The following is a 26,505-nucleotide window of genomic DNA, read 5'->3' as shown; positions in this document are numbered from 1 at the left end:
TTGATGTCGATAGCAGCGAAATCTCGCGAAGTATTCAGGGTACTGGGGGAGGCGATGAGTGTGGTTCCCGCGCTGGGCTACAAGTTGGCGCAGGATGATGATACCGCGTCTCTGGGCTCACTGTTCGAGGATACAGTCTCGAAGTACCCTCATAATACGATGCTGATTTGCGAGAACCGGCAATGGACCTACAGTGAATTTAATGCCGAGGTGAACCAGCTGGCCCGGGTCCTTGTCAGCAGGGGCGTATCGCGTGGCGATACGGTGGCGCTGTTTATGGAGAATCGGGCCGACTATGTGTTGTCCATGCTGGCCCTGGTAAAACTGGGCGCGAGCGCCAGCCTGGTGAACAACAGCCTGTCCGGCGACGCGCTGGTGCATTGCCTTAAGGCCACCCACGCCAGGGGCTGTGTCGTCGGCGCGGAGTGTTCAGATGTGTTCGCCGAGGTGATGGGCCAACTGGGCTGGGGCGAAGGCCAGCCGCTCTTGTGGTTCGCCGATGAGGAAGACGATCGGGTACCGGACTGGGCAATCGATGCCGGTGCGGAAATGTTTTCCACGGGGCAGCACAACCTGGATATTACCAGGCGCATTACCGCTGGTGAGACCGCGCTGTATATTTTTACGTCGGGCACCACCGGGCTGCCCAAGGCCGCGCTGGTCTCGCACCGCAAGATTCTCGCGGCCGGCCATGGTATTGGGCGCCTGGGCTTCAGGATCAAGCCCGGAGACAGGCTCTACCTGTGCCTGCCTATCTACCATATCACCGGCATGGGGCCGGGATTGTGTGGGTTCCTTTCCGCCGGCGGCTCGATTGTATTGCGCCGCAGCTTCTCGGCCTCGAACTTCTGGCCCGAGATTCGCAAGTACCAGGCCAACTGTTTTATCTATGTAGGGGAGTTGTGTCGCTACCTGACAATGCAGCCGCCCTGTGCGGAGGAAAAAGACAACCCGCTGGAAAAAATGCTGGGCAATGGCCTTCGGCCGGATGTCTGGGATGAATTCAAGACGCGTTTCGGTGTTTCCAGGATTTGCGAAATATACGGTTCCAGTGAAGGCAATGTGAGCTTTCTCAATATACTGAACAAGGACAAAACCATCGGTGCCGCGTTCTCGAAGGTGGCGCTGGTCAAGTATGACAACGAGAACGACGAGGTACTGCGCGACCAGAATGGGCGTTGTATCGAAGTGCCGATGGGAGAGCCGGGCCTGTTGCTGGGCGAGATTAACGACAAGACGAGATTCGAAGGCTACACGGATAATACAGCGACCGAGAAAAAGATTGTTCCCGATGTGCTGCAGGAAGGTGACCGGTGGTTTAACACCGGCGATCTCATCAAGCAGATTGATGTGGGCTTCGCCCTCGGTCTCAAGCACTTCCAGTTTGTCGATCGCACGGGTGATACCTTTCGTTGGCGGGCGGAGAACGTGTCCACCAACGAGGTAGCCGAGGTGCTGAACAAACACCCGCAAATCAACATGGCCAACGTATACGGCGTGGAGGTTCCCGGTGCGGAGGGCCGCGCAGGCATGGTGGCATTTGCACTCGCACCGGCTGCCCGGTTGGACCTGCAGGCTCTCGAACAGCTGGTGGATGCGGAATTACCTGGCTATGCCCGGCCGGTATTCCTGCGAATCCAGAGAGACATGGCCACTACCGTGACATTCAAGTTGCTCAAGGGCACACTGCGCGAACAGGCGTACCATCTTGAGCGGATGGGTGACGATGAAGTCTATGTGCGAAAACCGCGAAGTAGTCACTACGAACGACTGGATGTGGCGTATTACCCAACCATTCTGGATGGCAGCGCCGGCTACTAGAAAATAGCGATGGAATAGGGGGCAGGGAAATGGTGATCTGTCCCCAATAACATTGGAGTGTGTTTAATGAATGCCGTTGTCATCTGGGTTACTGCACTACTCATTTATGCCCTGTTCTGGAGCTGGTATGTGGGCTTTCGGCGCAAGGTTACTGCCGAGGAGGTTGAGGCACTCATGGCGCTAATCGCCACGCATGGCCGGTTGACCGAACAGCAGCGCGAGAATGTGCGCGGCTTCCTGCTCAATGACGATGGTAAGGACTTCGTGATGGTTAATCTGCTGCTGCTCAAGAATCCCCGGCGTGAATCCGCGAAGAAACTGGCGAGGTACCAGAAAATTTTCCTGGGCGCATTGCTGCGTAAGGCGGGGCATCCGGTAATGGTCGCCATGGCCGCCAGTGGCAGCGTAGAAAACGTCGCCTGCGACCAGGATGAGGGTTGGGGTGCGGCTGGTATGATCCGGTACCGCAGTCGCCGGGACCTGATGGAAATACTGCCGGCGACCATCGGCAGCGAGCACCATGACCTGAAGCTTGAGTCCCTTGAGCGCACGTTTGCTTTCCCCGCATCGCCCTGGTTCCTGTTTGGCGGGCCCAAGGTCATAGCACCGTTATGTATCGCCCTCCTGGCCGCCCTGGCCCATTTGGCCATGGTGACCATGGGGTCAGGTCTCGCATTGTAGTGACCATGGGGTCAGGTCTCGCATTGTAGTGACCATGGGGTCAGGTCTCGCATTGTAGCATCGGGGGAGATGGGGCCAGGCCTCGCTTGCTTACCCGGGTCGTCCTGACATTGTAGCTCCGTAAGCTGTTGGTGCTACAATACCGGCACATTCATCGACACGCCGAGGGTTGCATGAAACTGCGTCTATTACTGGATGACCTCAAGCAGATGGAGCATATTCCTACTGTGATTATTGAGTCATATGACCAGAGTCTCTACCAGTGCTTTGTCGTTATCGGTGAGCAGGAGGTACTGGTCTGGGCATCGCAGGAGCAGGCCCTTAAGTCGCGCAGCCTTATGGCGATGCGTGAGCAACTGGCCCCACTTTTGATTGGTGAATTGTTTTTAAGGCAATCGAGCGCCTATGACGAAATGGTGAACCAGCCGGTACGGGCAGGGCCAAATACGATGCTGATACCTCTTGGTCACCCTTAACACTGCGGGGCAATCTGCTGACATGAAACGGTATAAAACCGGATTTTGAGTTAACGCTCAATGCTACAATGCGAGACCTGACCCCCCGGAAGTTCGAGTCACTATGCAATTCCCAAATGTTACAATGCGAGACCTGACCCCAGGGGTATTGAAGGCGTCATGGTTGCACTTTCTGCTGCTTGGGGTTGTGTTGTTTACGTTACAGGGTTTTTTGTTCCCTGCGCCAAAGCCGGTGGTGGGGCCGCTGGATGATGCGCGTGTGGCGACGCTGGTGCAGACCTGGCAGGGGTTTAATACCCGGGCGCCCGATGCCAGTGAGCGCCAGAGGTTGCTGCGCTCGGAGCTGGAGCGGGATATGCTGTTCCAGCATGCCATTTCGCTTGAGCTGTATCTGCATGATCCGGTAGTACAGCAACGCCTGGTGCGTAACATGCGCTTCCTCGGCCTCGCCGCGGAGGCCGATACGGAGGCGCTGTTTGAGCGCGCACTGGAGCTGCGCCTGCACCTGGGTGACGAGGTGATCAAGCGTCGCATGCTGCAGGTGATGGAGCAGCTATTGCTGGCTTCATCGCCGCCGGCGGTAATCACCGAGGCGGAAATTGTTGCGGCCTTCCAGCAACGGTCAGGGGAATTGCGGCGTTCAGCCCGTTATTCAATAGTCCAGTTGTTTTTCGACCGCAACCGCGAGGCGGAGGTCCCAGGCCTGATTGCCCGCATTGAGCAGGAGGCGCTACCCCCCCAGGACGCCGTGATGCTCAGCTCTCCCTTCATGCAGGGTTATACCTTCACTGCTCAGACACCGGACCAATTGGCTCGCCGTTTCGGGGCGGTATTCGTTAGCAACTTTCTGGCGACGGTGTCCGAACCCCGTCGCTGGTATGGCCCTGTGCGGTCCACGTATGGCCTGCACTATGTGTGGGTTGATGACATCGAGCCAGCGCGTGATGCCACGCTGGCTGAAGTGCGTCCAATCCTGCAGCGAGACCTGGAGTCAGAGGCGCGCAGCATAGCTCTCGCGCAGGCTATTACGCGACTTTCAGAACGTTACGAGTTGCGCTTATGAAAAAATTATCATGCCTGTTGACCTTGCTGGCCTGTGTTCTGGCGTCGACCGCACATGCTCACCGCTTTGCACCCTCGCTACTGCAATTGGAGGAACTTGAGCAGGGTCTTTATAACGTGGTCTGGAAGACGCCTGCCCAGGCGAGCAGCGAGACCCCACTGGAACCGGTTTGGCCTGAGGCCTGTCAAGTCATGAGCGCCAGCCCGGGCCAGCCCGAGGGTACCGGTGTGGTATTCAACCTTCAGCTACGGTGTGAGGCAAACGGTGCGCAGGGGTTGGTGGGGCAAACGCTTGGTGTCAGGGGACTGGCGGCCAATCAGGGCACGGCCATGTTGTCGCTTTCAATGCGCGACGGACGCCAGTACCAGCAAATACTGAATTCCGGACAAACAGCATTTACAGTGCCGGCGGAGCCTCGTGCCGGGCGTATAATGTCCGATTATACCGTATTGGGTGTGGAGCATATCTGGGCGGGCATTGATCACCTCCTGTTTGTCTTTGGCCTGCTCCTGCTCGTGGGCGGTGGCCGTCGCCTACTATGGACCATCACCGCCTTCACACTGGGTCATAGCGTGACCCTGTCGCTGGTCACCCTGGGCTACTTTGACTACCCGGTGGCGCTCGTTGAATTCACCATTGCCGTCAGTATTTTCTGGCTTGCCGTCGCCCTGGCGAGTCGGGACCGCCACAATCTGTTTCGTCGCCATCCCTGGTGGTTAGCTGGAAGTTTTGGGTTGCTCCACGGGATGGGCTTTGCCGGTGCCCTGGCGGAAACCGGGCTACCCGCCGGCAATGTGCCCCTGGCTCTGCTGTTTTTCAACATCGGCATTGAGTTGGGCCAAATCACGTTTATCCTGCTGATTCTGCTGCTGTGGTTCAGTGTACGCCGGTTCCTCACTGGCTGGGAGTCGCGGTTGCAACCACTCCCAATCTACGTTTTGGGTGCACTGTCGGCGATGTGGTGTATTGAGCGAGGACTCGAGGTGGTGGCCTGAACAGGTCCGGCTTGTAAATTTTTGTGGCTTAACCTCGCTGGAACAGCTTGCGTAACTTTTTCAGGGGCAAGGTATTGATCACATCTTTGGCTTCCATCCAGCCGCGCCTGGCCTGATTAAGCCCAAAGCGCATGAAATCAAGGTCGGAAACACTGTGGGCGTCTGTTGAAATAGCCACCTTGAGGCCGTTGTCTTTTGCCAGCTTGCAGGCGTCATCGTTAAGGTCCAGTCGGCTAGCGTTGGCATTGACCTCGAGAAAACAGCCTCGCTCAACTGCTCCCTTTATAATTTTTTCAATATCGACCTGATAGGGCTCGCGCTCATTTATCTGACGCCCGGTAGGGTGGCCAAAAATAGTAAAACAAGGATTGTCCATGGCACGAAGGATGCGCTCAGTCTGTTTTTTAGATGACAGATGGAATTTGTAGTGCACCGAACAAACCGTAAAATCCAGTTTTTTCAGTACGCTGTCCGGCAAGTCCAGGCTTCCGTCTTCAAGAATATCCAGTTCAATTGATTTGAGCACCACAATGTCGTCAAGTTTGTCATTGAGCCTGTCGATGGCGTCAATCTGTTTCAGCAAGCGTTTTTTATCCAGACCCCTGGCGACCGTCACATGCTTGGAGTGATCGGTAAAGGCGATATATTCATAGCCGCGCTCCCTGGCCGCTTCGGTCATTTTCTTTAACGAGTTATGGCCATCGGTAGCGGTGGTATGACAGTGCAAGTCTCCGCGAATATCATTCAGGGTAACAAGGTCCGGAAGGGCATTATTCTTTGCGGCCTCAATCTCACCCCGGCCCTCGCGCAACTCGGGAGGCACATAACACAGGCCGACCTTTTCGTAGACCTCCTTTTCGGTCTTGCCGGCGATCCGTTTATCGTTCTTGAATACGCCATATTCGTTAATCTTGTAGCCTTTTTTCATTCCCAACTTGCGTACACCGATATTATGCGCCTTGGAGCCGGTGAAGTAATGAAGCGCCGAACCGTAGCTAACCTCGGGGACTACCCGGAGATCGACATGCATGCCCGACCGTAAACGGACGGTGGACCGTGTTTTCCCGTGCAGGATCACCTCGATTACTTCATCGTAATCGACAAATCGTTTCATGACGGAGGAATCTTTCTTTGCGGTAACCAGGATATCCAGGTCCCCCACTGTCTCCTTGCAGCGTCGGTAACTACCGGCGATGACAATATCCTTGAGACCCTTGCTCTGCTTAAGGTATTCGACTAACGATTCGGCAATATCCTCGGCAACGAGCAGGGTTGTACGTTTCTCCGCACCGGCAAAACGCTCCACTCGTTCTTTTATTATGTGCTCTGTTTTACGACCGAATCCTTCTAGCTCCTGTATTTTTTCATTCTCCGCGGCGTCCTTGAGGTCGTCGATAGTCTCGATGTCGAGATTATGATAAAGCGCTTTAACCCGTTTTGGGCCGAGGCCTTCAATGCGCATCAGGTCACTCAGGGCGTCTGGCACCCGTAATCTTACCTCTTCGAGCAAGGGTAGTTCGCCTGTCTCCACAATGGTCTTGATCTTCTCCGCGAGGTCTTCACCAATGCCCGCGATTTCAGACAGGTCCTCTCCATCCTCGATTCGGTCCGCCATGTTGCGGGTGTCGTTACGCACGGTGCGAGCGGCGTCACGATAAGCGCGAACGCGGAACTGGTTGGCGCCCTCAATCTCCAGAAGATCTGCAAGCCGGTCAAAATCATCAGCGATTTCATTGTTATGAATGGGCATGATCGGGCCCCCCCCTAAATTGCCGGCCAGCTGGAAAAATTCAATTACTCGAGCATCTGTCGCAGGCTTTTTGCATTCTTTGCTGCATATCCCGCTTCGTCGTTATCAAAGTAGCAATACACAGCTTTTCCTTGCTCAGACCAGGTGCGTATTTTCTCCGCCCATTCTGACAAGCTCTGCTGGTTATAATCACCCTGGTATGCCGCACCGGGACCGTGTAGCCGGATATACACAAAATCGGCGGTAATTTCAGCAGGCGTTACAAACCCCTCGAGGTCATAAAGACAGAAAGCGGCATTATGCTGCGATAACAGGTCACAGGATTCCTCGTTAATCCAGCTGTGGTCACGAAATTCAAATGCGTAACGAAAATCTCTGCTGAGTGCATTGAGAAATTCCTTCAGTCGGTCTGCATTGAATTTCCAGCGCGGAGGTAGCTGAAATAGAATCGCCCCGAGTTTTTCTTCCAATGCGACGATGTGATCAAAGAATTTGGCGATACTTTCTTCAGGATCCTTGAGCTTCTTCATGTGGGTGATATACCGGCTGGCTTTTGCAGTAAATATGAAATTCTCAGGTACTGTAGCGTGCCATTGTTGTAATGTTTTCTTTGCGGGTAAACGGTAGAAAGCGTTATTTATTTCAAGGCTGGAAAACTGGCTTGCATAATATTCCAGCCAATCTCCAGTGGCCAAATCCTTCGGATAGAAAGGACCCTGCCAGTGCTCGTAGTGCCAGCCTGATGTGCCTACATGAACAGGGGCGGCCTTCATTTTTTTTGTTCCTTGGCGCTGGTTATTGCCTCGAAACCGGCGACTACATCCAGCAGTTCGGAGGTGATAACATTTTGTCTGGCGCGGCGGTAGGTCATGGTGACCTCGTCGAGACGTTCATCCAGATTTTTCTCTGCGGACTGCATCGCTGCCAGACGGCTGGCATGTTCGCTGGCCTGGGATTCGGCGCACGCTCGAAAGACCGATACAAACAGGTACTGATATAACAGGCGACTGAGTAATGCTTCACCTTTCATACTGAAAACAGGCAGGCTACGCGAAGGCCATTTCTCTTCCTCAAGACGTTTGAAGTGACGGAGGTTAATGGGGAATAGTTCAATGCCTGTGGGATGGTAACCTTTTCCCCGGCTGTGTCGATTGTAGAATAAATACACATAATATACGCCCTGTTGCTCACGCCACTCGTCAATCTTGACCAGGACTTGCTGAACAGTCTCGGTAATTTGCCTGGCTGAACCGGGTACCGGGAACTCGTCATTGACAGTCTGGCCTGCATATTCAAGGCTGCCGGCTGCCCGCGCGCCGACTGCCAGCAATAGCCTGTTGTCCGGATCCGCCGTGCTTGAATCCATCCTTTCCAATGCATGCTGGCTTATTTCCTCATTGAAACGCCCGCACAATCCGTGATCTGATCCAAATACCACGGCCGCCAGCCGCGCACGTCCCTGCGGGCTTGGCTTTGAAACAGGCGCATGCATATCTTTCAGCACTACATGCAGGCCTCGCTCTACGGTTTGGTAGTAGTCAGTAAGTGCGCGAACCGAGAGTTCATACTGTTGAATGCTGGCAGCAGAAAGCGCCTTCATGGTGCGGACGATGGTCTGCAATTCTTCAAGGCTACCCAGTTGCCGATGCAGGTTTTCAAGCGACTCCATCGTGTTTAATCCTCTGTCGACTCGACCAGTTTCGAGAGTACATCCTGTACGCTATCCAGGATTTTCTCCCATTCGGAATCATCGAGGGATTCTCCTGCCTGAAGCTGCTCGCAGCATTGCGGAAAGTCAGCCTGAATCCGTTCCTGTAGTTTGGCCTCGGCAGAGCCGACAAGCTCCAGCGGCAATTTATCCAGCAGGCCGGCGTTCACTGCCTTTAATATTATTATTTGAGAACTGGCGGGCAACGGCTGTTGTTCGCTTTGTTTCAGTACTTCCCGCACGCGCCTGCCATGCTCGATAGTTGCCCGGGTATCTTCGTCCAGCCGCGTAGCGAAGCGTGCGAACGTTTCAAGCTCCTCGAATTGCGAATAAGCAAGGCGCAGATCCCCACTGACATCACGAAACGCCGGGTACTGGGTTTTTCCACCCACCCTCGATACCGATTTTCCGACGTCGATCGCCGGTAACAAACCTTTATGAAAGAGGGTAGGGGAGAGATAAATCTGCCCATCCGTAATGGAAATAAGATTGGTCGGGATATAGGCTGAGATGTCCTGGGCATGTGTTTCGATAATCGGCAGCGCGGTGAGTGAGCCGCCACCGCAATCCTCGTTCAGGTGTGTTGCTCGTTCCAGAAGGCGGGAATGGATATAGAAGATGTCACCGGGATACGCCTCCCGGCCCGGTGGTCGTCTCAGAAGGAGGGAGAGTTCGCGATAGGCCCTGGCGTGTCGCGTCAGGTCGTCATAAATGATCAGGGTGTCCCGGCCTTTTTCCCTGAAGTATTCCGCCATGGTGGTGGCGGCGTAAGGGGTGACGAAACGCAGGCCGGGGGGGTCTTCGTCCGAAGCCACAACAACAATCGAATATTCCAGTGCATCGTGCTCGCGCAAGGTTTCGATGACCCTTGCGACCGCCGTGCCGCGTTGGCCGATGGCACAGTAAATACATATCACGTCCGTAGTGCGCTGATTGATAATGGTGTCGACCACAACCGAGGTCTTACCAGTCTGGCGGTCGCCCACTACCAGTTCACGCTGACCCCGTCCTATCGGGATTAGTGCGTCAATAGCTTTTATCCCGGTCATTAGTGGCTCTGTTACTGGCGATCGGTCGATAATGGCGGGGGCCGCCTGTTCAATTGGGCGGCGCTCAACTGATTGCAATACTTTGCCGCCATCAAGAACGCGTCCGGTTGCATCGATGACGCGACCCAGCAGGGCTTCACCAACGGGCGTGTCTGCCTCGCGCCCTGTTGCGGTTACCCTGGTTCCGGCAGAGAGCTCATCGCTGTCGCCCAGCAACATCACGCCAATTTCATCCGGTTCAAGGTTAATGGCAACGCCGAGCACGCCACCGGGAAACTCTACCAGTTCATCAGAGGTGATGTTCGGGAGGCCAGCGATACGAGCGATACCGCCACCTACGTAGAGCACAGTGCCTGTTTCAACAGGATGCATTTCCAGGTGGCTACTGTCGATTGCAGCGCGCAGCGTCGTCATGGTGTCGTCGAGCAATTCCTGCAACACCGCTTTACGCCTCCTCTTTTTCAATTTCGACCGGGCTGAACGCATCGGCCATTGTGTTGTCAACGGCTTCCAGGTAGTTCGCAAGGTTCCAACCCAGGCTGGTCCCGCCACTGGATAATTCAACGCCACACAGCAGTTCAGGGGACTGTCGGTAGTCCACCTCCAGATGTTCCTCCAGGTGTTTATGTACCGCACGGGTCAATTTTCCGCGTACCGAGGAATCGAGTTCGAAAGCGCTGCTGATGGTGACCTTTTCGCCTTCTTTTACGATGGACTTGCGCGATTTCTCGTCCAGCGACTGCAAGCGTGCAATAAAACTCTGCACAATCTGCTCCTCAAGGGCGCTATCCGCAAGGTCGCCCAGTGCCTTGCGCGCGACGATGGCAACAGTATCCGTCGTCTGGTGCCGCAAATTGTTTAAGAAATCCTCTTTTTCGTCCCTGACCTGGGTTTGCCAGTTACTACGGGTTTTACTGACTTCTTCTCGGGCCTCATTGAGGAGTTCCTTTTTTTTGCGATCAGCCTCACGCTCGGCGCGCTGCTGAATCTGCTCGGTGTCCTGTTCCAGTCGCTCGCTTTTCTCCCGGTAGTCCTGAGCCCGCTGGTCAGCTTCCTGTTCTCGTTTTTCAGCCTCTTCCAGCCGCTCGGCAATATGCTCCTCCCGGCGTTGCATGGCATTAGTGATCGGTTGATAGAGAAAATGTTGCAGCAACCACACCAGGATCAGGAAATTGATGATCTGGGCGGTAACCGTTATCCAGTCTATCGTCATTGGTCAGCCCTCTACCGTACTCAGCACGTAATCCCAGAACGGATTGGCGAACAAAAGAATCATCGAGACAACGAAGCAGTAAATTGCCGTAGATTCAATCATTGCAAGACCGACGAAAAGGGTACGGGTAATCGTATCGGATTCATCGGGTTGCTGGGCAATAGCGGTCAGGGCCTGGGCTACGGCCCGGCCCTCGCCAAGAGCGGGGCCAATTGCGCCGATGCCGATGGTCAGGCCTGCAGTAATAACGGATGCCATCGCGATAAGTGAAATGCTGTCCATGCGCGTCTCCTGAAAGGTTTTATGAGGATTGGGTCGAGGTGCGTTTTTCCTGCTGTTGATGTGCAGAAGTCGCAGAGGCGATATACACCATGGCTAGCACGGCGAAAATATAGGCTTGTATCTGGCCGGTGAGCAGCCCCAGCAGCTGCATGACAACTGGGAAGAAATACGGCGTAAGGCTCAGCAAAATTCCGGCGATAACAGTACCGCTCATGATATTCCCATACAGACGTACCGCGAGAGCAATGGTGCGCGATATTTCGCCGAGTACATTAAAAGGCAGCATGAACCAGGTCGGCTGCAGGTACTGTCGAAAATAGGCTATCGGCCCTTCACTGGCGATGCCGTAAAGTGGGACCGCGATAAATACGCACAGTGCCAGCGCTGTGGTAGTGGACAGCGAGCCGGTGGGGGCCATGTAGCCGGGTACGACGTTGAGAAGATTAGCGACTGATATGTAAAGAAACAGGGTGCCCACAAAGGGCAAGAATTGGCCAGGCTGCTGGCGACTGACCTGCTCTATCTGGTCCCTGATTCCGGTAACCACGACTTCCAGCAGATTCTGCCAACGCGATATTTCGGTGGCAGTAGAAAGGCGCCGGGTTACCAGCCACGAGCTGACAGTCAGCAGACCGATAACCAGCCAGGTATAGGCTATTGTGGCATTGAGCGAGAATTTGCCATACTGCCAAAGAATAATTGAGTCCGGGGTTATGTCCATCAGTGGCGCTCCTGGTGTAATCCGCGGGTCTGGAACTCATGGATCACCAAAGCCCGCGCCAGGGTAAAGCCCACCATGGTGAACACCAGTGCCTGCCAGCCACTGTAGTAAGCAATAGCGGAAAACCCGGCCAGGCAGCAGCCAAATCGCAAGAGCAGGCTGGCCAATAAGTAAAACCCGGGGTTGGCAATAGACCGTAGCCGGGTCACCGTCAGCCATAATCCGCCAAAGTAGAGAAGTCCCATTAACATGCCTGCCGCTGCTGCCAAACCGAGAAATACCAGTTCATTCATGTCAGCTTAACTCCCCTTTGTCCGGTTCGCGCCTGTTCGGAATATCCCCGACACGAGTCAATGCCCAGCGGGTTGCCAGTGGGCCGATGAGCTCGAATATGACCGTCGAGCCGAGTACGATCGGTAGCAGAATGTCCTTGAGGTGCGGGAAACGTTGACTGGCAAGCAGCGCCATACCAATAGCCACTCCTGCCTGGGGCAACAACGCCACGCCTATCCAGTTGCGGATGACAGGAGCAGTGCCGCTTGCTCTTCCGCCCAGTCGCGTACCCATGATCCGACCCAGTACTCGTAATATAATATAGCCGCCAGTGAGCAGTCCTGCCTGTGACAATGCTTCTACTTCCAGGGTGGCGCCTGCAATAAGGAAAAACAGGATCAGGAAAGGCCACTCGATACCTTCAATGACCTGAAAGGATTTCTCATGGTGAGTGGCAATGTTGGCGACGACGGCTCCCAGAACGATCGCCGCAAGGATGTAGGAAACCCCCATCCATTCGGCGAACCCGGCGCATAGCAAAACCACGCCCAGTGCCTCCGCCTGCGATGGCTGGCCGGGTCGTATGCGACCGGTCAGGCAGGCCATGGGCAAGCCCAGCACTAGCCCCACCAGGACTGCACCACCGATTTCCCAGCTGGCTTTAGCGATGCTGCCGATAGCGTCGCCTTGTCCGGTTAATGCTTGTGCAATCGCCAATAGCAGGCTGAATACCAGCAACCCCCAGACATCGTCAATTGCAACGATTCCCAAAAGGGTATCCGTAAATTTTCCTTTTGCTTCATATTCCTGAATCACATCAACAGTTGCGGCCGGTGCCGTTGCCGGTGCGATACCCGCGAGAAGCAGTGCGATTTCAAAGGGTACGCCGAAAGAAAGAAGCACCAGGAATACCAGCAATGCGGTTGCGACAACTTCACCAATGGACATGGTGATGACCGCTCGTCCAAGTTCTTTGAATCGTGCGTGGGTCATATTATGACCCAGCAAAAAACCGATCATGGTCAGCGCGATGTCAGTCAGTATCGGGAACCAGCCGATTGCGAACTCCGGAAGCCAGTTGAGTAACGAGGGGCCTATTAAAAACCCTGATATCAGCAATAGCGTAACCCGGGGTAATGGTGTTTGACGACCCGCCAGGTCTGCCAGCAAACCAATAAGGAATAGCCCGCCGAAGGTAATCAGAACGACAGCATTTGTCGGCGTTTCACTCACGCCGACTTTCCTGCCTGATCCAGTACCAGGCGTTCAGGCAACCCAGTGCCACACCGATTATCAGGAAGGTCAATGTCCAGGAAACTTCACCCGGCCAGCGGCGGTCGAGCCATAGCCCGAGTGCGATTCCCATCAGGGTTGGAATGGCGACCGACCAGCCCACCAGTCCAAACATGCCCAATCCGAACCAGGCAGCATTTTTTCTGCGCGTGCGACCGCGCAATTTCTGCGCAGCACGCTTGCCTATTTTGTTACTGAGTTCCTGTTTTTTTTTACCGGAGTCTTGCGGTCGCTTTGGCTCAACCATTAAGTCTCTCCTGTAATTCGCGAAAACCGCGCAGCGTGCCTGCCTCAAGTCGCGCCAGCGCAGTTCGCGCCTTGCGTTCATGTTCATCAAGTTCAAGAAAATGTTTTTCTACCAGCGCCTGTAATTCACTGATGTTTTCGCCGCGTACGGCATTCAGGGTCGAGACGTACACATTCTGTTCACATTTGACCAGAACACCTTCGTCGATTGCTGCATAGGATTCTTTCCCGCTCGGGTCGCGGAAAGATAAAACACCTGGAGTCAACGCGGAGACGAAATCGATATGCCGTGGCAGCAGGCAGAAATCGCCGTCTTCTGCCTGGGCGATTATTTTGTTGACCGACGCGTCAACAAGGACCTGGGTGGGTAATAATATGCGCAGGCGCATTGCTGAACGGTCGTTTTTACGCTGCTCATTCATTGTCGTCTGCGGATTTACCTGATTCGTCAATGGCGCCGATCATGTAAAGCGCATTTTCACCAACCTCTGAGAACTCCCCAGCCAGAATTCGCTCGCAGCCTTCGATGGTCTGTTCCAGGGGTACGAGTTTCCCCTGCTTCCCCGTGAACTGCTCAGTTGTGAAAAACGGCTGGGTCAGGAACCGTTCGATACGGCGGGCCTTACTGACGGTTGCCCTGTCATCTTTGGAGAGCTCTTCCATTCCGAGCATGGAGATAATGTCTTTCAGATCTTCGTATTCGGCCAGTGCGCCACGCACCTGTTGCGCCACCCGGTAATGGCGTTGGCCGACTATCCTCGGGGTAAGCATTTTGGAGTCAGTCTGCAGTGGGTCGACCGCCGGATACAAACCCTGGCTGGCGCGTTTGCGCGACAACACAATAGAGGCCGAGAGGTGCGCGAATATGTGAGTTGCCGATGGATCCGTCAGGTCATCCGCGGGAACATACACAGCTTGTACCGAGGTGATGCTGCCACTCCGGGAACTGCAAATCCGTTCCTCCAGGGCCGCGAGCTCGGTCGCCAGGGTAGGCTGGTAGCCTACCCTCGATGGGATGCGGCCCATCAAGCCCGATACTTCTGTACCGGACTGAACGAAGCGAAAAATATTGTCGATGAGCAACAGAACATCACGCTTGACCACGTCCCGAAAATATTCGGCGACGGTGAGGGCAGCGTGGCCAACCCGAAAGCGGGCACCGGGTGGTTCATTCATCTGTCCGTAGATAAGTACCGCTTTTTCCAGGACACCTGAATCCTGCATTGCGCGATACATTTCTTCGGCTTCGCGCATGCGTTCACCGATACCACAAAACAGGCTGACCCCGGCGTACTGCTCCGCCATGTTATTGATCAGCTCATTGATTACTACGGTTTTGCCGACACCGGCACCACCGAACATGCCCGACTTGCCGCCACGTTCAAGTGGCGCCAGTAGGTCGATAGCCTTGATTCCGGTTTCAAAGACTTTGGTGCTGGTGGTGCGCTCCGCCAGGGGCAGGAGAGGCCTGTGGATGGGCCAGTGAACCTTCGCCTCTATGGCATCGCCACCATCAACCGGATCGCCGAATACATTGAGCATTCGTCCAAGCAGGCAGTCACCGACGGGCATTTTTAATGGCTCGCCGGTATTGTCGACAGTAACGCCCCGAGCCAGGCGGCGGGTGGAATTAAGTGCGATACAGCGAACGGTGCTGGCGTCTACATGAGTCTGCACTTCAAGGACGACGTTGCCCTCGGGGCCAGTTCGCAGCTGATGATTACGAGAGGGCAGAGGCGGGGTGAAGTGGACATCGACCACGTTACCGCGCACCGCAGTTATCTCACCCTGATGTGGACCTTCACTCATACCTTCTCATTCCTGCTTCGACGATATCAGTTCAAGGAAGGCATCATCATGCGAGAGGGATTACAGCGTCATTGATATTCTTCAATAGATGAAAACAAACAAAAAGCACTTGGGGTCAGGTCTCGCATTGTTGCATTTGCCCGTACTGGGTAGGTGGCTGGGGTCAGGTCTCGCATTGTTGCATGCGCACATTGGGGCGCATGCAACAATGCGAGACCTGACCCCAGCCGTTTAAGCCTCACGCCCAAATGCAACAATGCGAGACCTGACCCCGGGGGTTTGGTTAGTCCCCGCTTCCCGCCAGGCGGCGTAATACGTAATGGAGAATGCCGCCGTTCTGGTAGTAGGAATACTCGTTGGGGGTATCAATGCGGACCCGTACGTCGAAGGTCACCGGTTCGCCGCCGGGTGGGGTGGCGGTGACCTGTACGCTGCTCTGGTCTGGTTCAACGGCAGGGATAGTGAATGTCTCTTCGCCAGTCAGGCCAAGAGTTTCCGCGGTTGTCCCGGCTTCGAACTGCAGGGGCAAAATACCCATGCCGATCAGGTTGGAGCGGTGAATACGCTCAAAGCTTTCCGCAATGACAACGCTGACGCCGAGCAGTGAAGGTCCCTTGGCCGCCCAGTCTCGCGATGAGCCGGTGCCGTATTCCTTGCCGGCGAGTACTACCAAAGGAACACCGGCGGCATGGTAGCGCTCCGCGGCCTCGTAAATCGAGGTCACTTCACCATCCAGGAAGCAGGTCGTCCAGCTACCCTCCGTGGCGGGGGCGAGCTGGTTGCGCATGCGAACGTTGGCAAAGGTGCCCCTGACCATGACCTCATGGTTGCCGCGGCGCGAGCCATAGGAATTGAAATCTGCAATATCGACACCCTGTTCCTGCAGATAACGTCCGGCCGGGCTGTCTGGCGCAATGGCGCCGGCGGGAGATATGTGGTCCGTGGTAACACTGTCGCCTGCCTTGACCAGGCAGCGGCCACCCTCCAGCGCTTTGACGGTGGGCACTGTGGCGGATATGTCCTTGAAAAAAGTCGGCTTGCGCACATAGGTGGAGTCCGGCCACGGGTAAAGCTCACTATCGGCCACCGGCAATGTATTCCAGGTGTCGTTGCCGGTATAAACATCAGCATACTTACTGCGGAACATGTCTGCATTGACGGCGGAATCGACAATCGTGCGGATTTCCTGATTGGTCGGCCACAGGTCGCGCAGAGTGATGGGTGCTCCATCCTCCGTATGGCCCAGTGGATCCTTATAGAGGTCGACACCCATATTGCCGGCCAGCGCGTAGGCGACCACCAATGGGGGCGAGGCCAGGTAATTGCCTCGCACATCCTGGTGGATGCGGCCTTCGAAGTTGCGGTTACCGGACAGTACCGAAGTGGCAAACAGGTTGGCGGTGCGGATTGCGGCGTCGATATCATCCGGAAGCGGCCCCGAATTGCCAATGCAGGTGGTACAACCGTAACCCACAATATAGAAGCCGAGTGCTTCCAAATCGTCAAGCAGGCCGGTCTTTTCAAGATATTCGGTGACTACTTTGGAGCCGGGCGCGAGGCTGGTCTTTACCCAGGGCTTGGTTTTCAGTCCCAGCTGCCGGGCCTTGCGCGCGACCAGGCCCGCGGCTACCAGTACCGCGGGATTGGAGGTATTGGTGCAGCTGGTAATCGCCGCAATAACCACAGCGCCGTGCTCCAGCTGAAAACTGCCGTCTTTACGTTTGACGGTAATGCCGTTCAGCGCAATGGCTTCGTTGCTGGCAGGCTGGCCACCTTCCTCTGCCCAGTCGCCCTCTTCGGTCGAGACCACGGCGAGCTGTTGAAACTCCTGGAGCACTTTAACGAAAGCCGTTTTGCTGTCGGTGAGCGCGATCCTGTCCTGGGGCCGCTTGGGGCCCGCCAGGGACGGCACCACATCTTCCAGCTCCAGGGTCAGGGTCGCGCTGTAACGGGCCTCGGGGCTGTTTTCGTCATGCCACATGCCCATGGCCTTCATGTAGCCCTCAATGAGGGCCAGCTGCTCTTCGGTACGCCCGGTGAGGCGCAAATAGTTGATGGTTTCCGCATCCACCGGGAAAATGCCGCAGGTGGCGCCGTACTCGGGTGCCATATTGGCGATGGTCGCCCGATCAGCCAGGCTCAGGTGTTGCAGGCCGGGGCCGAAGAACTCGACAAATTTGCCGACGACACCGTGGCTGCGCAGTTGTTGGGTAACGGTAAGCACCAGGTCCGTGGCGGTAGTGCCCTCGGGCAATTGCCCGTTGAGCCTGAAACCAACCACTTCGGGAATGAGCATGGTCACCGGTTGCCCCAGCATGGCGGCCTCCGCCTCAATGCCGCCCACACCCCAGCCCAATACTCCCAGGGCGTTGATCATCGTCGTATGGGAATCAGTGCCTACCAGCGTGTCGGGATAGGCGACAGTTCGGTCACCTTGCGTCGCAGTGAAGACGCCACGCGCGAGAAATTCAAGGTTTACCTGGTGAACAATGCCTGTTCCAGGGGGTACGACACGAAAGTTGTCAAAGGCCTCCTGGCCCCAGCGCAGAAACTGGTAGCGCTCCAGATTGCGTTGAATCTCGATGTCGGTGTTGCGGGTCAGCGAATCATCGGCCCCGAAAAAGTCGACCATGACCGAATGGTCAATCACCAGTTCCACCGGGGACAAGGGGTTGATCCTGCCGGGTTCGCCACCGAGTTCAACCATGGCATCGCGCATTGCCGCGAGGTCTACAATCGCCGGTACACCGGTAAAATCCTGCAACAATACCCTTGCCGGTACAAAGGCAATCTCCTGCGCGGGTGTCGCCGTGGGGTCCCAGTTTGCCAGGGCTTCAATATCGCCGTCACTTACGAAGTCTTCATTGCCGTGGCGCAACAGGTTCTCCAGCAGCAGCTTGAGCGAATAGGGCAGTGTGCTTGTGTCCCCGCCGGCACTTGCCTGATCCAGAGGATAGATCGTGTAGCGACCATCATTGATTGAGAGTATCTGCTCCCGGCTGTATTGAGTGGCCATAAATGTCTCCTCGGTTGGTGCCGTCGTTATTTGCCTTGCGTGACTATAGCAGCAATGCAGGCCTGCTGTGCAGGTACACGTTGGCTCTGACAGGGGATGGCGCCGCGCCACTTTGTATGCGCAAATACTTCAGGCCTGAAATTATTGACAGGGCACAGCACGCTTTTGGTATAGTCAGCGGGGCAGCTTTACCTCCAGACAGAACCTGCGGAAAGGGAATGCTTTGAACCACGACCAGAAACTGGCGGTAATCAAGAGCCGGACTCGCCGCCGAATGCTGTTCTCCATGACAACCCTGGTGCTCTATTTCGCCTTTATCCTTAACTGGACCGAGTTCGGCAGCATTCTGGCCCAGCGGCTGGGCAAATCCCACATCACCGGGTCCCTGCTGATGTTCTGCGGCCTTATCGTCACATTTATCCTGTTGGAACTCCTCTTTCTGCTGCTGAACCAGGCGACGACACGCTCTGGAGAGGACGTTTAGGGTGGCCCTGTCTGGAAACGCGCCCCTGCAACCACTGGATCCCCTGGCCATTGGCATGTTCCTGGCGTTTGTGGTGGCCACCTTGCTGGTCAGTTACTGGGCATCGCGTCGCACCAGGAGTAGCGCCGACTTCTATACGGCAGGCGGGCAAATGTCAGGGTTGCAGAATGGAACCGCCATTGCAGGCGATTTCATGTCGGCAGCCTCGTTCCTGGGTATTACCGGACTGGTGTTCCTCGGCGGTTTTGATGGCCTGGTCCTGGCTCTCGGCGCTTTTGCCGCCTGGCCGTTACTGCTGTTTCTGCTTGCACGTCGGGTGCGCAACCTGGGTAGCTTCACTTTTGTTGATGTGGTGTCGCAGCGCCTCGACCGTACCAGGATACGTATAGTTGCCGCGAGCGCGACCATCGTGGTGGTTATCCTTTACCTTATTGCCCAGATGGTCGGTGCAGGTAAGCTCATTGAACTGCTTTTTGGCCTGCCCTATGAGGTGGCGGTTATTGTGATCAGTATTCTGGTACTGGCCTATGTCACGTTTGGCGGGATGCTGGCAACTACCTGGGTGCAGATTATAAAGGCTATACTGCTAATGACGGGTGTCACCATTACGGCGTTCCTCGTTATGGCCATGAGTGGTTTCAGTTTTGAATCGCTATTTGCGACGGCGGTGAGCAATCATCCACGGGGTGAGGAAATCCTGGCGCCGGGCGTGTTGTTCGACGACCCCGTACAGGTCACCACGATTCTCGTGTCCATGCTGTTCGGCACCCTGGGGTTACCCCACATCCTGATGCGCCTGTTTACCGTACCGGACATGCATGAAGCCAAGAAGTCAGCATTTTATGCCTCGTTATTCATGGGCTATTTTTATCTTGCACTGGTGATCATAGGCTTTGGCGCCGTAGCATTTCTGTACGGGGATCCTCAATTTTTTACAGAAGAGGGCGGGTTGATCGGCGGCAGTAATATGGCGGCTATTCACCTTTCGACCGCTGTGGGTGGTAATCTTTTAACCGGCTTCATGTCGGCGGTAACATTTGCCACCATCCTTGCTGTTGTGGCCGGCCTGACGGTTTCAGGGGCCGCGGCGATTTCCCATGATCTTTACGCACAGGTAATATGCAAGGGCGCACCCGAGCCGCGCAGGGAATTGATGCTCACCCGGCTAACGACCATTGTGATAGGGGTCATAGCAATTGTACTGGGAATCCTTTTCCAGAACGAAAATGTCGCATTCATTGCCACCATGCCCATGGTTGTTGCCGCCTCGGTCAACTTCCCAATCCTGTTCCTGTCGCTTTACTGGTCGCAGCTTACAACACGGGGCGCGATTGCGGGTGCGCTGGTCGGGTTGGTTTCTTCAATATCGCTGATCGTGGTGGGTCCGCAGGTGTGGGTATCGGTCCTGGGGTTCGAGCAGGCCCTGTTTCCCTATGATTACCCGGCATTGTTTACGCTACCACTGGCGGTCATCACAATGGCGGCCGTGTCGTATCTGGACGCTTCCCCTCGAGGGGTGGTGGATCGGCAGAATTTTCACGATCTGCTGATACGTTCAGAGTTTGGCGAGCGGAACCAGGACATACAAGGGGTACCACACTGATGACCACTCCTGACTATCACCCTGGCCAGGCGGGGCTTGCGCTACCAGCGTCTCTTGAGCAGTTTGACTGCCAGGTTACCGACACCTTTTTCCCGATGGATTGTGAAACTGCACGTGATTATGCAGGAGAATTCCGGGGGATACTGGATTCAAGACAACTCGGGCAGCTCGGGTTTGCTGCCGTCAAGAGCACTCCCCTGGATGTTTACCGGCGTCGGCGACATATTGGCCAGGTTTCGGACTCAACCTACCTGGTGAAGGTGCAGGTGGAAGGGCAGAGTCTTGTCATGCAGCGGGGCCGGGAGGCATTGCTGCAGCCGGGGGACTTTACCGTCTGTTTGAGTTCCGAGCCCTATGAACTGCACTTCGCCTGCGACTATTCCCAGGTTGTGCTGGCGGTGCCGTCGAGCCTGATGGAGGACTGCGTGCACCAGCCAGAGCGACACCTGGGCATGCGTATGGAGTCAAGCGAGGGCGCCAATGGCCTGTTTTCCCAGTTTGTCATATCAATCGCGCGGAAGCTGGATACTATAGACGGGGTGCTTGCCCAGCGCCTGGAAGCGAATGTTATTGATTTGCTGGCAACTACTCTGGGCTATACTCAGGAGACCCAGCGCAGGGATTTGCATAGCAATGGTGTCAAGATTGAGTATTTGCATCGAATCAAGCAGTTTATTCGCAAACATCTCGAAGATGAGCGTCTGGCGCCCGAGTGGATCGCTGCCGCGCACAATATTTCAACGCGTTATCTCCATATGTTATTTGAGAATGAGAGCGTTTCCGTTTCCCGTTATATCCAGAACATGCGCCTGCATGTCAGTCGTCTGGCGCTATCGGACCCTTCATTCGCTCATTTCACCGTCTGCGAAATCGCTTACCGTTCCGGATTCAAGGATTCATCGCACTTCAGTCGGGTATTCAAATCCGAATTTGGCGAAGCGCCTGCACGTTTTCGCAAATTATCCCTCGATGGCCGTGCGGCCGATACCTGAGCCGGTTTTCATCACTCTCCACCGAGTACGCTTCGCTCTCAGTCAAGTTACGAGTTCCCTGCCATCCAATATATGATTGGCGGGGTCTGGTTTAATGGGTTCTTAAAATAGCTGAAATAATCATCTGAAGGGGACATCTATGAAAACTGTCAAATTACCGCTCGCAAGCGCGGTCGCACGTGTGGCAAGTGGGGCGGCTATCTGTTTCATGGCAACAGGAATCCAGGCGCAGATCCTGGAGGAAGTGACGGTTACCGCTCAAAAGCGTGAGCAGAACCTTCAGGATGTGGGTATTTCCGTTACCGCGTTCGACGGTAACCAGCTTAATTCACTGGGGATGACCAATTCTGTGGACATCACACAGCAAGTCCCCGCCATGCAGCTGCAGACCTTTACACCGGCCTTCACGATCATAAACCTGCGCGGCATTTCCCAGAATAACTTCCAGGACAACCTTGAGGCACCGGTCGCCGTTTACGTGGATGGTGCGTATGTCCCCAGCATGAACGCCATCAACGGCCAGCTGTTCGACGTTGGTCGGGTGGAAGTATTGCGCGGCCCGCAGGGCACGCTGTTTGGTCGCAACACAACCGGTGGCCTGGTGCATTACCTGACCAACGGTGCGGTTGACACCGATTTGAACGGCTACCTGAAAGCCACCGTCGGTGAGTTTGACCAGCGCGCCTTTGAAGGTGCAATCGGTGGTGGTACGGAGACCGTGCGCGGTCGCCTGGCCGGGCGCTGGGAAGAGTACGATGGCTATACCGAATCGGTGGTCCCCGGCATCCGCGATGCCCATGGCGCCGATGGTTATACCATTCGTGGTTCCATGCAGGTTGATGTCACTGACGATTTCCTGGTCGATTTACGGGTAACGAAATCAAAAGATGATGACGTGCCGTCCGGCACCTACTCGATCAATTTTGCGGGTTTTGATCCTGAAACCGGCCTCGGAACCAATGTTCCGGGGCGGCTGACCGATGAACTGGAACACGCGTCATCAGTTGAAGGCAGCTATAGCCGCGATACCACCAACGTGACGGCGACACTGACCTGGAATGTCTCCCCTGACATGGAGCTGGTGTCTATCACCAACTACATGGACCTGGATAAGGACTACCTGGAGGACGCCGGTGGCGGCCTGTTCTTTTTCCCCTATGAAAACAATTCGGACTTTGAAACGTTTTCCCAGGAAATTCGCCTGTCCGGCGGCAGTGACCGCATGCGCTGGCAGACCGGGCTCTACTATCTCGACATGACGACGGACAATAGCCAGAATGTGCGGGGTGCAACGATCCTTGAAGGCTCTGGTGCCACCACTGATTCCGCGGTCCAGTTCACCAATACCAGCCTGGATTCCCGTAATGTTTCCGTGTTTGGCCAGGTCGAATATGACTTCGCCAGTTCATGGACGCTGATCGCCGGTCTGCGCTGGTCGGATGACCAGAAGGATTTGTCATTCCTGCAAAGCTATGCCGAACCCGAGGCGGGCATCCCCCTGATGCAGGTATTCGATATCGCCGCGGTGCCGATTGACGGCCTTGATGAAATCGAATACGACGATGTCGCAGCCCGCTTGCAGCTGAACTACGTGACTGAGAACGACACCCTGGTGTACGGCTCCATCAGCCGGGGTATCAAGGGCGGCAACTGGTCGATAGATCCTTTGGGCACCGTCGCTGCCATTGATCCGGGCAACCTGAAACACGGCGAGGAGACGCTGTTGTCCTATGAATTCGGGGTCAAGGCGGAGTTTGGCACCGTGGCACGAATCAATGCTGCGGTGTACTACTACGATTACGAGGACTATCAGGCGTTCTCGATCCTGGGCCTGACCCCCCAGGTCACCAACTCTGATGCGAGCTCCCAGGGCGGCGAGCTGGAGCTGACCCTTTACCCGATGGATGGCCTGGATATCCTCCTCGGTGCGGCCTACATAGATTCTACCGTTGACGCGGTACCGGACGTATTTGGTGGCACGGTAGAAACCGAATTTCCGAACGCCCCCGCACTCAGCCTGAATGCCCTGATACGTTACGAGTGGGACGTGATGGGCGGCAGGATGGCGGCCCAGGTAGACGGCGTCTGGAATGACGACCAGTATATCGAGGCAACCAACTCGCAGATTTCCTTCGAAGATGAATACATGGTCTGGAATGCGCGGCTGTCCTATACCAGCGCCAATGATAACTGGGAAGTTGCCGGTTGGGTGAAGAATGCCGGCGACGAAGTCTATCGCCTTTACAACCTTGACCTTGGCTTGCTGGGCATCAGCGAAGAAGTGTATGCGCCGCCACGCTGGTACGGGGCAACGGTTACCTATAGTTTCTAGGGCATTCACGTAGTTTAATGGAGTTCCAATGACTGAATATCACATGATTATTAATGGGCAGAAGGTAGTGTCCGATTCAACGTTTCCGGTCATCAATCCGGCGAACGAAAAGGTGCTGGCCGAATGTCCCCGGGCAACGACAGCGCATCTTGACCAGGCCGTTGCCGCCGCCAGGGCAGCGTTCCCGGCCTGGAGCGCACGCCCCGAAAATGAACGCGCCGAACTGGTGCACGCAATTGGTGCGGCTATCGAAGCGCACAGCGCCGAGTTGTCCAACCTGTTGACGCTTGAACAGGGAAAGCCGCCGAATGGTTTTGCCGGTTTTGGGGCGGGTTTTGAGATTGGTGGCGCTCTGGCCTGGTGTCATGCTTCTGCGGATCTCGACCTGCCTGTAGACGTCATTCAGGACAACGACGAAGCGAGGATTGAAGTCCATCGCAAGCCCCTGGGCGTGGTGGGGTCCATTACGCCCTGGAACTATCCCCTGATGATCGCGATCTGGCACGTGATGCCCGCTTTACGCAGTGGCAATACGGTAGTGTTGAAACCGTCGGAATATACGCCGCTGACAACCTTGCGCTTTGCCGAGATTGTGAATGACCTGTTGCCTCCCGGTGTTTTCAATGTTGTTACCGGAGATGGCAGTCTGGGAGCCGCAATGACGACGCATCCGGATATCAACAAGATCGTTTTTACCGGTTCGACGGCGACCGGCAAGAAGATCATGCAGAATGCATCGGTGAACCTGAAGCGACTCACCCTGGAGCTGGGCGGCAACGACGCCGCCATCGTGCTGCCGGACGTGGACGTTGCCGCAATTGCGCCCAAGATATTCGCTACTGCGATGTTTAATAATGGCCAGACTTGTGCTGCACTTAAGCGCCTGTATGTTCACGAGGATATTTACGACGAAATGTGTGAAGCGCTTGCCAATATTGCCAGAAGTGTAAAAACCGGAGATGGCAGCGAAGATCCCGATTTCGGCCCGGTGCAGAACAAGCAGCAGTTTGACAAAGTCTGTGCCATCGCCGAAGACGCCAGGGCCAGTGGCGCCCGATTCCTGACCGGAGGCGAGCCCATGCCCGGCCCGGGATACTTCTTTCCGGTGACCATCGTTGCTGATATTGACGACAGCACGCGCCTGGTCGCCGAGGAGCCTTTCGGCCCGATTTTGCCGGTTCTCAAGTTCACTGACGTAGAGGATGCACTGCGCCGTGCCAACGATAGTGCCAGTGGCCTGGGTGGTTCGGTGTGGTCCTCGGACCTCAAGCGCGCGGCCGAGATTGCCAGCCGCCTTGAGTGCGGCACGGCCTGGATTAACAGCCATGCCGTGATTCAGCCCGATACGCCCTTTGGCGGGGTCAAGGAGTCCGGGGTCGGGGTTGAGTTCGGTCGTTATGGCCTCGAGGAGTACACCAGTATTCAGACGCTTTACATGAGTAAAGGCTGATCCTGCAGTACTTTCAAGCCCAGGCAGTGGGTAATACAAACAGGACGAGACGTATGTGTAATTCATTTAACCTGCGGCTACTGGCAGGTGTGCTGGGCGCCATTGTGGCCGTCGGTCATGCTTTTGCAGAGGACCGGGAAGTTCCTCCCCCCTTGCCGGTGGAGCCGATTGGTATTATCGAGACCCTGCCGTCTGTGTATCCCGCTTCCTGGTTTCTGGTGCATGACGTTGCATTCTTCCACATGTCCGATGGCAAGGTGTGGGTGATTGATACGGCGAAGGATACGGTTGCACAACAGGTTCAGGGTACCTTCAACGTATCGATGATAGGTAATATTCGCCAATCCGCGAAGCGCAGTGAAATTTATGCCACCGAAACCTTCCATACCCGGGGCACCCGGGGGGATCGTTTCGATGTGCTGACCATATGGGACCAGGAAAACCTGAGCCCGGTTGCCGAAGTGTTGTTGCCCGGGGCAAAGCGCTTCATGGGCCTGCCCGAGCGCTACGCACTATTGCTGATAAACGATGATCGCTGGCTGGCGGTCGCAAATTTCAGCCCGGCGGCCTCGGTGACCCTGATCGACCTGGACGAGCGCCAGATAATCGATGAAATCCCCACACCGGGTTGTGCTTTGGTTTATCCGACGGGCACACGGGGTTTCAGCTCCCTGTGCGCGGACGGGCGCTTTCTCAGCACGGAGTTAGCCGAAGACGGTAGTATCCTCAGGCAGGTGCGCACCGAATCCTTTTTCAGTTCAGACGATAACCCCATTTTCGAGCGCCCTGCCGTGATGGATGGCACCGCTTATTTTCCGTCCTTTGATGCGATGGTCTATCCGGTGGACGTGAGCGGCACTGTGGCGAAAGTGGGTGAACCGTGGCCCATGGTCCCCGAGGAAGATGCGGCAGAACAGTGGGCGCCGGGCGGTATCGCTATTATCGACAAGGACGACCTCGGCCGTTTTTATGTACTGATGCACCCGAATGCCACGGATGGTTCCCATAATGGCGGGGGTCCTGAGATATGGGTCTACGACCCCGAGGCCCAGGCCCGGGTTATGCGGATCCCGCTCAGGGAGTGGGGCCTGTCCCTCGCTGTGAGCCGGGGCGATAGCCCGCAGATTCTGGTAACCAATCCAGTGGACATGAGCCTGGAACTGTACGATGCAATGAGCGGCGAATTTATCAGGACAATTGATGGCCTGGGCCAGAATACACCGCTGATGTTGCACGGGGCCCAGTAAC

At 55.7% G+C, this 26,505-nt stretch carries 24 protein-coding genes; 11 read left to right on the top strand and 13 right to left on the bottom strand.

Translation table 11 applies throughout. The features are described 5' to 3' along the window. Positions 1–3: 3 nt before the first annotated feature. From CWI75_RS11810 to CWI75_RS11790, 5 genes are all read left to right on the top strand, one after another. Positions 4–1,821 carry a long-chain-acyl-CoA synthetase gene (locus CWI75_RS11810; protein ID WP_175580215.1) on the top strand — a complete coding sequence of 606 codons (1,818 nt, stop codon included), beginning with the start codon at positions 4–6 and terminating at the stop codon, positions 1,819–1,821. Positions 1,822–1,887: 66 nt separating this feature from the next. Continuing rightward, entirely contained in the window at positions 1,888–2,502 is a 615-nt protein-coding gene (locus tag CWI75_RS11805; RefSeq protein WP_101521692.1) for a hypothetical protein, read from the top strand. 173 nt (positions 2,503–2,675) lie between these two features. Then, the gene (locus tag CWI75_RS11800) at positions 2,676–2,978 is read left to right on the top strand and encodes a DUF6482 family protein (RefSeq protein WP_101521691.1); all 303 of its coding nucleotides are present in this window, start codon (positions 2,676–2,678) and stop codon (positions 2,976–2,978) included. 163 nt (positions 2,979–3,141) lie between these two features. After that, a complete protein-coding gene (locus CWI75_RS11795) occupies positions 3,142–4,041 on the top strand; it encodes a peptidylprolyl isomerase (RefSeq protein WP_241521186.1) in 900 nt (299 codons plus the stop codon). After that, positions 4,038–5,036 (top strand): HupE/UreJ family protein, encoded by a 999-nt coding sequence (locus tag CWI75_RS11790; RefSeq protein WP_101521689.1) that lies wholly within the window; start codon positions 4,038–4,040, stop codon positions 5,034–5,036. Before CWI75_RS11795 ends, CWI75_RS11790 begins: the two co-directional genes overlap by 4 nt. A 28-nt stretch (positions 5,037–5,064) precedes the next feature. Here CWI75_RS11790 and polX read toward each other — a convergent pair whose 3' ends face one another. The 13 genes from polX to acnA all read right to left on the bottom strand — a co-directional run bounded on the left by polX (position 5,065) and on the right by acnA (position 18,396). Further along, positions 5,065–6,786 carry a DNA polymerase/3'-5' exonuclease PolX gene (gene polX, locus CWI75_RS11785; protein ID WP_101521688.1) on the bottom strand — a complete coding sequence of 574 codons (1,722 nt, stop codon included), beginning with the start codon at positions 6,784–6,786 and terminating at the stop codon, positions 5,065–5,067. A 44-nt stretch (positions 6,787–6,830) separates the two neighbouring features. After that, on the bottom strand, positions 6,831–7,559 hold the full coding sequence (locus tag CWI75_RS11780) for a DUF72 domain-containing protein (protein WP_101521687.1): 729 nt from the start codon (positions 7,557–7,559) through the stop codon (positions 6,831–6,833). Next, the gene (locus tag CWI75_RS11775; protein ID WP_101521686.1) at positions 7,556–8,455 is read right to left on the bottom strand and encodes a F0F1 ATP synthase subunit gamma; all 900 of its coding nucleotides are present in this window, start codon (positions 8,453–8,455) and stop codon (positions 7,556–7,558) included. The genes CWI75_RS11780 and CWI75_RS11775 overlap by 4 nt, the downstream gene beginning before the upstream one ends. A 5-nt stretch (positions 8,456–8,460) precedes the next feature. After that, a complete protein-coding gene (locus CWI75_RS11770; protein ID WP_206604709.1) occupies positions 8,461–9,984 on the bottom strand; it encodes an alternate F1F0 ATPase, F1 subunit alpha in 1,524 nt (507 codons plus the stop codon). A gap of 4 nt (positions 9,985–9,988) precedes the next feature. Next, the gene (gene atpF / locus CWI75_RS11765) at positions 9,989–10,756 is read right to left on the bottom strand and encodes a F0F1 ATP synthase subunit B (RefSeq protein WP_101521684.1); all 768 of its coding nucleotides are present in this window, start codon (positions 10,754–10,756) and stop codon (positions 9,989–9,991) included. Between the two features lie 3 nt (positions 10,757–10,759). Further along, positions 10,760–11,038: a F0F1 ATP synthase subunit C gene (locus CWI75_RS11760; protein WP_101521683.1), complete on the bottom strand. Its 279-nt coding sequence runs from the start codon at positions 11,036–11,038 to the stop codon at positions 10,760–10,762. Positions 11,039–11,057: 19 nt separating this feature from the next. Continuing rightward, on the bottom strand, positions 11,058–11,759 hold the full coding sequence (locus CWI75_RS11755; RefSeq protein ID WP_101521682.1) for a F0F1 ATP synthase subunit A: 702 nt from the start codon (positions 11,757–11,759) through the stop codon (positions 11,058–11,060). Continuing rightward, the gene (locus tag CWI75_RS11750; RefSeq protein ID WP_101521681.1) at positions 11,759–12,052 is read right to left on the bottom strand and encodes an ATP synthase subunit I; all 294 of its coding nucleotides are present in this window, start codon (positions 12,050–12,052) and stop codon (positions 11,759–11,761) included. Before CWI75_RS11750 ends, CWI75_RS11755 begins: the two co-directional genes overlap by 1 nt. A 1-nt stretch (position 12,053) precedes the next feature. Further along, a complete protein-coding gene (locus CWI75_RS11745; RefSeq protein ID WP_101521680.1) occupies positions 12,054–13,265 on the bottom strand; it encodes a cation:proton antiporter in 1,212 nt (403 codons plus the stop codon). Continuing rightward, a complete protein-coding gene (locus CWI75_RS11740; RefSeq protein WP_101521679.1) occupies positions 13,258–13,572 on the bottom strand; it encodes an AtpZ/AtpI family protein in 315 nt (104 codons plus the stop codon). Before CWI75_RS11740 ends, CWI75_RS11745 begins: the two co-directional genes overlap by 8 nt. Beyond that, positions 13,565–13,993 carry a F0F1 ATP synthase subunit epsilon gene (locus tag CWI75_RS11735; protein WP_206604708.1) on the bottom strand — a complete coding sequence of 143 codons (429 nt, stop codon included), beginning with the start codon at positions 13,991–13,993 and terminating at the stop codon, positions 13,565–13,567. The genes CWI75_RS11740 and CWI75_RS11735 overlap by 8 nt, the downstream gene beginning before the upstream one ends. Beyond that, positions 13,986–15,380 (bottom strand): F0F1 ATP synthase subunit beta, encoded by a 1,395-nt coding sequence (atpD, locus tag CWI75_RS11730; protein WP_101521678.1) that lies wholly within the window; start codon positions 15,378–15,380, stop codon positions 13,986–13,988. Before atpD ends, CWI75_RS11735 begins: the two co-directional genes overlap by 8 nt. A 283-nt stretch (positions 15,381–15,663) precedes the next feature. Continuing rightward, entirely contained in the window at positions 15,664–18,396 is a 2,733-nt protein-coding gene (acnA, locus tag CWI75_RS11725; protein ID WP_101521677.1) for an aconitate hydratase AcnA, read from the bottom strand. Positions 18,397–18,619: 223 nt separating this feature from the next. On the opposite strand from acnA, the gene CWI75_RS11720 reads away from it, so the two are divergent. The 6 genes from CWI75_RS11720 (at position 18,620) to CWI75_RS11695 (ending at position 26,504) form a co-directional block, all read left to right on the top strand. Next, positions 18,620–18,880 (top strand): DUF485 domain-containing protein, encoded by a 261-nt coding sequence (locus tag CWI75_RS11720; protein WP_101521676.1) that lies wholly within the window; start codon positions 18,620–18,622, stop codon positions 18,878–18,880. A gap of 1 nt (position 18,881) precedes the next feature. Continuing rightward, positions 18,882–20,483 carry a sodium:solute symporter family transporter gene (locus CWI75_RS11715; protein WP_241521185.1) on the top strand — a complete coding sequence of 534 codons (1,602 nt, stop codon included), beginning with the start codon at positions 18,882–18,884 and terminating at the stop codon, positions 20,481–20,483. Then, entirely contained in the window at positions 20,483–21,475 is a 993-nt protein-coding gene (locus tag CWI75_RS11710) for an AraC-like ligand-binding domain-containing protein (protein WP_101521674.1), read from the top strand. Before CWI75_RS11715 ends, CWI75_RS11710 begins: the two co-directional genes overlap by 1 nt. Before the next feature lie 139 nt (positions 21,476–21,614). Then, positions 21,615–23,807: a TonB-dependent receptor gene (locus tag CWI75_RS11705; RefSeq protein WP_101521673.1), complete on the top strand. Its 2,193-nt coding sequence runs from the start codon at positions 21,615–21,617 to the stop codon at positions 23,805–23,807. 28 nt (positions 23,808–23,835) lie between these two features. Then, the gene (locus CWI75_RS11700) at positions 23,836–25,257 is read left to right on the top strand and encodes an aldehyde dehydrogenase family protein (RefSeq protein ID WP_101521672.1); all 1,422 of its coding nucleotides are present in this window, start codon (positions 23,836–23,838) and stop codon (positions 25,255–25,257) included. Positions 25,258–25,310: 53 nt separating this feature from the next. Beyond that, the gene (locus CWI75_RS11695; protein WP_101521671.1) at positions 25,311–26,504 is read left to right on the top strand and encodes an amine dehydrogenase large subunit; all 1,194 of its coding nucleotides are present in this window, start codon (positions 25,311–25,313) and stop codon (positions 26,502–26,504) included. Position 26,505: the final 1 nt, after the last annotated feature.

This window comes from Kineobactrum sediminis, from assembly GCF_002868715.1.
GTDB classification, from domain to species: domain Bacteria; phylum Pseudomonadota; class Gammaproteobacteria; order Pseudomonadales; family Halieaceae; genus Kineobactrum; species Kineobactrum sediminis.
This window is presented reverse-complemented; position numbering and strand designations above follow the sequence as displayed.

What these genes read in the sequence shown, in the direction of transcription:
- CWI75_RS11780 (WP_101521687.1), bottom strand. Translation starts at nt 7,559, where the DNA reads ATGAAGGCCGCCCCTGTTCATGTAGGCACATCAGGCTGGCACTACGAG.
- CWI75_RS11805 (WP_101521692.1), top strand. Translation starts at nt 1,888, where the DNA reads ATGAATGCCGTTGTCATCTGGGTTACTGCACTACTCATTTATGCCCTG.
- CWI75_RS11735 (WP_206604708.1), bottom strand. Translation starts at nt 13,993, where the DNA reads ATGAATGAGCAGCGTAAAAACGACCGTTCAGCAATGCGCCTGCGCATA.
- CWI75_RS11775 (WP_101521686.1), bottom strand. Translation starts at nt 8,455, where the DNA reads ATGGAGTCGCTTGAAAACCTGCATCGGCAACTGGGTAGCCTTGAAGAA.
- CWI75_RS11705 (WP_101521673.1), top strand. Translation starts at nt 21,615, where the DNA reads ATGAAAACTGTCAAATTACCGCTCGCAAGCGCGGTCGCACGTGTGGCA.
- CWI75_RS11755 (WP_101521682.1), bottom strand. Translation starts at nt 11,759, where the DNA reads ATGGACATAACCCCGGACTCAATTATTCTTTGGCAGTATGGCAAATTC.
- CWI75_RS11750 (WP_101521681.1), bottom strand. Translation starts at nt 12,052, where the DNA reads ATGAATGAACTGGTATTTCTCGGTTTGGCAGCAGCGGCAGGCATGTTA.
- CWI75_RS11710 (WP_101521674.1), top strand. Translation starts at nt 20,483, where the DNA reads ATGACCACTCCTGACTATCACCCTGGCCAGGCGGGGCTTGCGCTACCA.
- CWI75_RS11740 (WP_101521679.1), bottom strand. Translation starts at nt 13,572, where the DNA reads ATGGTTGAGCCAAAGCGACCGCAAGACTCCGGTAAAAAAAAACAGGAA.
- acnA (WP_101521677.1), bottom strand. Translation starts at nt 18,396, where the DNA reads ATGGCCACTCAATACAGCCGGGAGCAGATACTCTCAATCAATGATGGT.
- CWI75_RS11810 (WP_175580215.1), top strand. Translation starts at nt 4, where the DNA reads ATGTCGATAGCAGCGAAATCTCGCGAAGTATTCAGGGTACTGGGGGAG.
- CWI75_RS11790 (WP_101521689.1), top strand. Translation starts at nt 4,038, where the DNA reads ATGAAAAAATTATCATGCCTGTTGACCTTGCTGGCCTGTGTTCTGGCG.
- atpF (WP_101521684.1), bottom strand. Translation starts at nt 10,756, where the DNA reads ATGACGATAGACTGGATAACGGTTACCGCCCAGATCATCAATTTCCTG.
- atpD (WP_101521678.1), bottom strand. Translation starts at nt 15,380, where the DNA reads ATGAGTGAAGGTCCACATCAGGGTGAGATAACTGCGGTGCGCGGTAAC.
- CWI75_RS11695 (WP_101521671.1), top strand. Translation starts at nt 25,311, where the DNA reads ATGTGTAATTCATTTAACCTGCGGCTACTGGCAGGTGTGCTGGGCGCC.
- CWI75_RS11800 (WP_101521691.1), top strand. Translation starts at nt 2,676, where the DNA reads ATGAAACTGCGTCTATTACTGGATGACCTCAAGCAGATGGAGCATATT.
- CWI75_RS11700 (WP_101521672.1), top strand. Translation starts at nt 23,836, where the DNA reads ATGACTGAATATCACATGATTATTAATGGGCAGAAGGTAGTGTCCGAT.
- polX (WP_101521688.1), bottom strand. Translation starts at nt 6,786, where the DNA reads ATGCCCATTCATAACAATGAAATCGCTGATGATTTTGACCGGCTTGCA.
- CWI75_RS11760 (WP_101521683.1), bottom strand. Translation starts at nt 11,038, where the DNA reads ATGGACAGCATTTCACTTATCGCGATGGCATCCGTTATTACTGCAGGC.